The sequence below is a fragment of the Thermodesulfatator autotrophicus genome, from assembly GCF_001642325.1.
GTDB lineage: Bacteria > Desulfobacterota > Thermodesulfobacteria > Thermodesulfobacteriales > Thermodesulfatatoraceae > Thermodesulfatator > Thermodesulfatator autotrophicus.
On the sequence record NZ_LSFI01000041.1, the window covers coordinates 20564 to 28689 of the forward strand.

5 protein-coding genes are annotated in these 8126 nt (G+C 44.2%); all 5 read left to right on the forward strand.

Annotation, left to right across the window (positions count from 1 at the left end):
* Positions 1-36: 36 nt before the first annotated feature.
* The 5 genes from TH606_RS08695 (at position 37) to secG (ending at position 7925) form a co-directional block, all read left to right on the forward strand.
* The gene (locus TH606_RS08695; protein ID WP_068542983.1) at positions 37-4263 is read left to right on the forward strand and encodes a PEP/pyruvate-binding domain-containing protein; all 4227 of its coding nucleotides are present in this window, start codon (positions 37-39) and stop codon (positions 4261-4263) included.
* A gap of 104 nt (positions 4264-4367) precedes the next feature.
* A complete protein-coding gene (locus TH606_RS08700; RefSeq protein ID WP_068542997.1) occupies positions 4368-5603 on the forward strand; it encodes a type I glyceraldehyde-3-phosphate dehydrogenase in 1236 nt (411 codons plus the stop codon).
* Between the two features lie 10 nt (positions 5604-5613).
* Complete coding sequence (locus TH606_RS08705) at positions 5614-6792, forward strand: phosphoglycerate kinase (protein ID WP_068542986.1); 1179 nt, start codon at positions 5614-5616, stop codon at positions 6790-6792.
* A gap of 11 nt (positions 6793-6803) precedes the next feature.
* On the forward strand, positions 6804-7568 hold the full coding sequence (tpiA, locus tag TH606_RS08710; RefSeq protein WP_068542988.1) for a triose-phosphate isomerase: 765 nt from the start codon (positions 6804-6806) through the stop codon (positions 7566-7568).
* Positions 7569-7925: a preprotein translocase subunit SecG gene (gene secG / locus TH606_RS08715; protein WP_068542990.1), complete on the forward strand. Its 357-nt coding sequence runs from the start codon at positions 7569-7571 to the stop codon at positions 7923-7925.
* Positions 7926-8126 lie beyond the last annotated feature (201 nt).

Sequence of the window (8126 nt, forward strand, 5' to 3'; positions counted from 1 at the left end):
ATAAGGGGGGCCCGGAATCCCGGGCCCGGAGGGCAAATGAAACAAAAGTTTACTTCTCAAGCCCTTATTGCCAATCTCAAAGAAACAGCTGTCAAAGAATTTCCTATTCCAGAAGAACACTGGGTGCTACTTGAAGCTGTTTCAGGATATCAGGGGCTTGAAAAACACGCTTTTGAACTTATCAGGGAAATAAACCATCCTTTTAGAAACACCCGTCTGGTTATAGCAGATCTCAGGGCCTTTGTTTTAAAAAACTTTCGAGTTCTGATTTCAAAAGAAAAGGCCCCTCAGGTCTTAAAAGTAGCCGCAGAGATATTACTTGAAATTCTTGAAAAAGAAAGCTCTGACGAAATTTTGAGACAGGCGGCTGAAGCCCTTTTAGCTATTCTTGATAAAGTAGCCAGTATCCCTTCTAAAGATTTTGCCAGATTCTGGCCGGTTCTATCCTTTTGTTTTGAACACTTCAAAACTCTTTCCCCCGAAAAATTCATTTTTCTCGTAAGAAGTTATTTCTCTTTTAAAAAGCTTTCCCAAAAAATCCTGCAAAAAGGCCTATCTCAAAAAGAACTAGAAACTCTTGCAAAAATACTTAGCCACTCTTTGCGCTTCACTTATGAGTACTGGTTAAAAGAACCAGACCCGGCTACCTGGCTGGCTGAAGAAGCCCTGGAAACCCTGGGAGAACTGGCCAGAGAATATCTTTCACTGGTAAAGCCCATTTCTCACGAGGCCTTGAAAGAATACCTGGCTAGTCTTGAAAAACTTGAAAAGGAAGATATTACGCAACGCCTTAAAGGCCTGTTAGATTTGCCGGATTATCTTGACATAATTCGTTTTTATAAAGAACTACCGTACAAAGTGGAAGCCCTTTCCCGAGAAGCGGACCCAGATGACCCTTTCCACAATATAAAAATTATCGTCCTTTTCAGAATTGTTGAAACAGCAGGGACCTCCCCCATTCATGAAGAAGCCCTGCGGTTGATAAATCAAGAGCTGGTTCAAATGATTCGCAAAGAACCATCTGAAAGCCTTGATGACTTTATTATTCGCACTTTTTGTCTGCTAAAAAAGAACGTCAGGCAATATCCGTGGACGGCTCTTCAGTGTATCCGCAACATGGGCTTTGAAATCCTTGACCGCGGAGACCCTAGGCTGGCAGAACTATTTCTGGAAGAAGTGGTTAAATTTGGTTTTCAGCCGCCAGAAATAAAAGGAGTGGATATTGAATGGCATCTTATTTGTAACCCAGCTCATCTTCTAAACATACGGACCTGGCTTGACATTATTGTCCATCATCCCAAGTGGTGCACCACCCTTCTTTCTGCCCTGATTATAAATCTCCAATTAGCCGGTACCTGTATCCGCGATACAGACTTATTTCAAAAAGACATCTCTAAACTGCTAAACAGCGACATTGAACCGGTTTATAACCTGGTTAAACAATTCTGTCGCATCTTACCTGTTTATTACAACGAGATCGGAGCAGAAGGCCTTCTGCGAGATGTTTCCACCGAGCTTGACGAAATTCACCGGCGCAAAGATGAATTGATACACTTCTTGCGCAAGCAAAGCCACGTGGAAAGCTCAAACCTGATTATTGACTTTATTGAAGCTATTATTTCTTTCTGGCTAACCAAGGATAAAACTCCAGTAAAACCTTTTGTTCCTCCTGAGCTTTATGAACGCATTCCTTTAGAAGGGCCCTATATAGACCCGGTTCATAAAATAGTTAAGGCCTTTTGGGAAAAGGCTAATCTCAAAAAAGTAAAAGACCTGCTAGCGTTAAATGACGAAAAAATTCAAAAGATACTTGATGAAATAGATGGCCCCCCTTCAGAAAAGCGTCGTGTTTTCTTGCTCTTTAAGATGTACCGTCTGGAAGTACAGAAATACGGCTTTGACCTTTATGAACTAAAGTCTTATCTTGAACACCTTAAAAATTGGGGCTTTGAGGACATAGACAAACTACTTCAAACCCTTGAAAAGGCCAACCGTGAAGAAAAACTTGAGGCCATTTTAGATTATCTAGAATATTTACAGGGAATTATTCTTAGCCCGGAAAAGTTCAAACCCCGTGAGGATATCTACTTTAAACGCCATATCGCCGCTAATATTCCTTCCATGTACGGGAGATATCACGAAAAGAAGTTTGATGCCCTGGGACTTACCTTCAGGCTTGAAGCTCTGGCTAACTCCCTTTTTGATGACCTGGTAGCAGAGCTAGAAATTCCTTTTATTACTAGATCTACTTTTTTCAAAATATTAAGAATACTCAGATATTTTCGTAGGGCGCTCCAAATAGAAGGCATAAGCTCTAAGAAGTTCAACACTTATCTGGGGCTACTTGAGGCCTCTCTTGAGGTCAGGCGCTTCACCTACACCCAATATCTGGACATTTTTAGAGGTCTCCTTGAAGGGGTTCGGGACATCACCAAAGTTTATTACATAAGCCCTCATCGTGAAAATTTAGCCATTATCTTGCGCCAGCTTGGCCGAAAAAATCTCTTACCTAAATATCTTACCGGCCATGAAGACCTTTCTGACGAAGAACTTTTCCACCGGGTTTCAGAAAGATTTTTGCGGGACTTAATAGCCCAATCCTTTGCCTTGCAGGCCCTTGATAACTTTGTCTCCCGTCTTTACCGCACACTCCTTGAACAACGTGAAAAACTCTCCCAGGAAGACTTAGACCTTCTTATGACTTACGACCCCGGACGGACCATCTGCCCTCTTTATAAACCGAACAAGTTAACACAGGACCTCATTCATCTCGGGAATAAGGGCTATAATCTTTTCCTTCTTTCTACTCTAGGGCTACCTATTCCCCCTGGCTTTATTATTACTACCGAAGTGTTCCGCTGCTACCGGGTTATTAAGCGTTACCAGGCCACTTATGATGACTTTTTGGCCCAGGTCTGCCGTGCCCTTTCGTTGGTAGAACACCGGGTAGGCCGTAAGTTCGGAGATGCCCAAAACCCCTTGCTTGTTTCTGTAAGAAGTGGGGCTGCTATTTCCATGCCAGGCATGATGGCCACAGTCTTAAACGTGGGTAGTAACATTGCCATTATAGAAGGTCTAGCCAAAGAGACCGGCAATCTCTGGTTCGCCTGGGATACCTATCGTCGGTTTCTTCAGAGCTGGGCCATGGCCCACGGCCTTGAACGAGAAATATTCAATCGCCTTATGCGGGAACATAAATCTATTTACGGTGTCAAGAAAAAGCGGGAGTTTACCGGTGAACAAATGCGGGAGCTGGCCTTCAAATACAGGGAAGTAATAAAAGAAAAAGGCATTCCCATTGTAGATGACCCTTGGGAGCAGCTGCTTATTTCTATAGACTTAGTTTTTTCCTCCTGGAACGCTGAAAAGGCCAGAGCCTACCGCCAAATTATGGGCATTTCCGATTACTGGGGCACAGCCGTTTGTGTACAGGCCATGACCTTTGGCAACATTTCCTTGAAAGCCGGAACAGGGGTTGTCTTTACAGCCCCGCCTTTTGGTAAGCTCTCTCGCGTGGCCCTGTGGGGAGATTATACTCCGGGCAACCAGGGAGAAGATATAGTCTCCGGGCTGGTTACCACTTATCCCATATCCATTGAGCAAAAAAAGCGTGAAGGCCGCATGGACGAGCCTTCCCTTGAAGAAGAATTTCCCGAAATTTATCATCGCCTCTTTGATATAGCTCAGGACCTTATTTACAACAAGAAGTGGTCTCACCAGGAGATAGAATTCACCTTTGAAAGCCCTGAAGCCGATAAGCTTTTTATCCTGCAAAGTAGGGATATGGTCACCAAAGAAGAAAGGCCCCGTATAAATGTCTTTGTGGTTACAGAGGCCCTTGAAAATTCTTTTATAGGAAGAGGGATCGGAGTATCTGGCGGGGCCCTTTCTGGACGGGTAGTTTTTACCCTTGATGACATAGAAAAATTTAGAAAAGAAGACCCAAAAACTCCTTTAATTTTATTGCGCTTTGACACGGTACCAGATGACATAAAAGAAATAAGTGCCGCTGACGGGCTCCTTACTGCCCGCGGAGGGCAAACTTCACACGCCGCTATCGTGGCTTCCCGCTTAGGAAAGACCTGCGTAGTGGGCTATGAAAATATGGTTATATATGAAGACAAAGGCTACGCCCGTCTTGACGGCCATATCGTGCATAAAGGAGACTGGATAAGCATAGACGGGGTAACCGGGCGCATTTACCTCGGTAAACACCTGGTACGCGAGGCCACCGGATTCCCCGAAGTTAGTGCTGTATTTTAATCGGGGATTTTTATTGCCAAGATAGTTATTTTTGGGCTAAAACTAGAGTAAGTAGCTATGATAAGGAGGGGATAATGCGAATAGAAATAACTGAACCTTTACCAATGAAGTTAGGGATAAATGGTTTAGGGCGTATCGGAAAACTCACTTTGTGGCACCATGTAGCCAGAAAATCTTTTCAAGAAATAGTTGTAAACCTGGGAAGGCAGGCTGGCACCTCTTTACAAGACATAGCCAATTATATTGAAAAAGACTCCACCTACGGATGGCTTCCGGTTTATCTCTACGGCCATCGTTCCAGTCGGGTGATTGAAAACCTTAACGAAGCTGAAGGCACCATGACTATTGACGGTGTACCGGTAAGGATTTTACGAGAGAATAGAAATCCAGCTGATATCGGCTGGAGAAAATATGACGTACGCTTAGTGGTAGATTCTACCGGCCGTTTTCGTGACCCAACCACTGCCCCAGAAGCCTCTGGCGGCGCTTTAAGAGGGCATCTTGCAGCTGGAGCTGAAAAAGTCATCCTTTCTGCGCCTTTTAAAATTAAAAACAAAGAATTAGGTATGCCAGAAGACGCTGTTACCGTGGTATATGGCATAAACGAAGGGGACTTTTCTCCTGAAAAGCACCAGGTCATAAGTGCGGCCTCCTGCACCACCACCTGTCTGGCTTACATGATGAAACCCCTATTAGATTATTTCGGAGCCGATAGAATTCTTTCAGCTTCTATGGTAACAGTTCATGCGGCTACGGCTTCTCAAGCGGTCCTTGACCGGGTACCCAAGGCTGGAGCTACAGATCTTCGCAAAATAAGAAGCATTTTTAACAATATTATTCTCACTACCACTGGTGCCGCAAAGGCCCTTTCGCTGGTCATTCCCGAAATGAAACAAATTGGCTTTATTGCCGAGAGCGTAAGAATCCCCACCAGCACTGGCAGTTTAATCGTCCTGGTTATAAACATTCAGGATGAAAGCATTGAAAACAGAGTAACCCGCCAGGTGATTAATAGCATTTACGAAGAAGCAGCCAAAGGGCCATATCACCCTTATCTGATGTTTACTATGGAGCAAAATGTCTCGGCTGATATTATAGGGTACCCTCAAGCAGCAGCCATTATTGAAGGCTCAGAGACACATACCAGAACTGGCCTGGTAAAAGTTGATATAACCAAAGCCTGTGGGCCCGAAGGTCAAAAAATTGAAGGCCTTACCTGTACCCAAATAGAAATCCCTGTAACCCAGGCGGTTATTTACGGCTGGTATGACAATGAATTTGGCTCTTATACTACCATGCTCGGAGAATTAACCCTTCATATAGCCCAACAAATGCTTTAGGAGGCCTTTCATGAAAACTATTGAACAATTACCCATTTCTGAAAAGCGGGTCTTTATAAGGGTTGATTACAATGTTCCGCTGGAAAACGGCCAGATAGCCGATGATACCCGCTTACGAGCAACCTTATCTACTTTGAAATATGCCCTTTCTCAAAAGGCCAAAATAATTTTGGCCTCCCATCTGGGGCGTCCTAAAGGGAAAAAAGTACCTGAACTCTCCCTTGCCCCTGTGGCTGAAAAACTCAGTGAATTGTTAGGGCAAGAAGTAAAATTTGCCCCGGACTGTATTGGTGAAGAAGTTGAAAAAATGGCTTTTGCTCTGGCCCCAGGTGAGGTTTTGTTACTTGAAAACCTGCGTTTTCACCCGGGAGAAACCCAAAATGACCCTGAGTTTGCCAAAGCCCTGGCAAAGCTTGCAGAAGTTTATGTGAACGATGCCTTTGCCGTTTGTCACCGGGCCCACGCCTCGGTGGTAGGAGTTCCCTCTTATGTAAACGAATGCGGAGCAGGGTTTTTGTTAGCGAGAGAGATTGAGTATCTTTCTTCTCTTCTTGAAAACCCCCAACGGCCCTTTGCCCTGGTGATTGGCGGAGCCAAAGTTTCCACTAAAGTTGGTGTTTTAATGAATCTTTTGCCGCGCCTTGATAAGTTGCTGATAGGTGGAGCCATGGCTAATACTTTTCTGGTAGCTGATGGTCAAAAAGTCGGGGCTTCGTTTTATGAAAACGAATACGTAGAAGAAGCCAAAAAGATACTTACCGCCGCTCAGGAGCAAGGAGTTAAAGTATATTTACCGGTTGATTTGATAGTAGCTACCGATAAAGACGCCAAAGAAGGGAAAAATGTTAACTTATTTGAAATACCAGAAGATAAAGCTGCTTTTGATATAGGAAAAGAAACGCGGAAACTTTTTGCTGAAGCCCTAAACGGAGTAGGCACCATTGTATGGAATGGCCCCCTGGGTCTTTTTGAAAACCCTGCCTTTGCCAAGGGTACGATAAAAGTAGCCCGTAAAGCCGCGGCTCAAAACGCTATTACTATGGCTGGTGGAGGCGATACTTTAAGGGCCCTTAAACAGGCTGGCATATCTCGAGCTTTTTCTTATCTTTCTACTGGAGGCGGTGCCTTCCTTGAGTTTCTTGAAGGAAAGAAGCTTCCGGGTATTGAAGCACTGGAGAAAAAATCGTAGGAGGGGAGACCATGAAGCGCAGACCACTCATTGCTGGAAACTGGAAGATGCATAAAACCGTGCCAGAAACTCTGGCCTATATTGAGGCCTTTAAACCATTGGTAGCTGGGGTGGAAGATAGGGACATAATGCTTGCCCCACCTTTTACTTCTCTTGATGCCGCTGAACGAGCCCTTGAAGGCACCAACATCAAACTCGGAGCCCAAAATTGCCATTGGGCTGATGAAGGAGCTTTTACCGGTGAGATTTCTCCCAAGATGCTGGCAGACATCGGGGTAACTTATGTAATAATCGGCCACTCTGAAAGACGGCATATTTTCGGAGAAACAGACGAAATGATTCGGAAAAAGATCGAAGCTGTCTTAAAATATGAACTCGTTCCGATTATATGTATTGGAGAAACTTTAGAAGAAAGAGAAGAAGGAAAAACACTAAAAGTCCTTGAAACTCAGCTTAAGGAAGGTCTCCAAGGCTTTTCTTCCTCGGACTTAAAAGACCTGGTAGTAGCCTATGAGCCTGTCTGGGCTATAGGCACAGGCAAAACTGCTACTCCGGAACAAGCCGAAGAGGCTCACGCCTTTGTGCGAAAAATACTTGCTGAAATGTTTAATCAAGAGTTTGCCGATGGTGTAAGAATTCTTTATGGGGGTAGCGTAAAACCAGAAAATGTTGTAGGACTTATGGCACGTCCGAATATAGACGGGGCTCTGGTTGGGGGAGCTTCTCTTAAGCCGGACACTTTTGCCAAGATAGTCTGTTTTGGGAGGATGGAATAAATGTTCACAGTTTTGGTTGTACTTCACGTAATAGTCTGTATTTTTCTGGTAGGCGTAGTTTTAATAAACGTCAGCAAGGGTTCAGAAGTAGGGGCTGTTTTTTCTGGTAGCCAGGCCATTTTTGGTGGAGCCGGCCCGGGAACCTTCTTAAATAAAGTAACCACGGCGCTGGCAGTGTTATTCTTTTGTACTTCTCTGGCCTTAACCTATCTTTCTACCAAGCGCTCTAACACTATTATGAAAGAAGTACCAAAAATAGAAATACCAGCTCCAGAAAAAGCTCCAATTACTACTCCTGAAACACCAAAAACACCTAACGCTATACCAGTTCCCCAAAAACCTGCCGAATCCAAGTAAAAAAAGGGCAGGCAAGGTTTTAAGCCTTACCTGCCCTTCCTTCTAGAAACCCTTATAAAACCTGGTTGACTTTAATATCCTCCCTGACTTTTTGCCTGCTTCTGACAAAATAAGGGATAGTCTCGCGATGATATTATTAATCGTCCTTATAAAAGCCCCTCCCGGTCAATGCCATAGTGTTTCGTCAACTGTGTCCGCAGG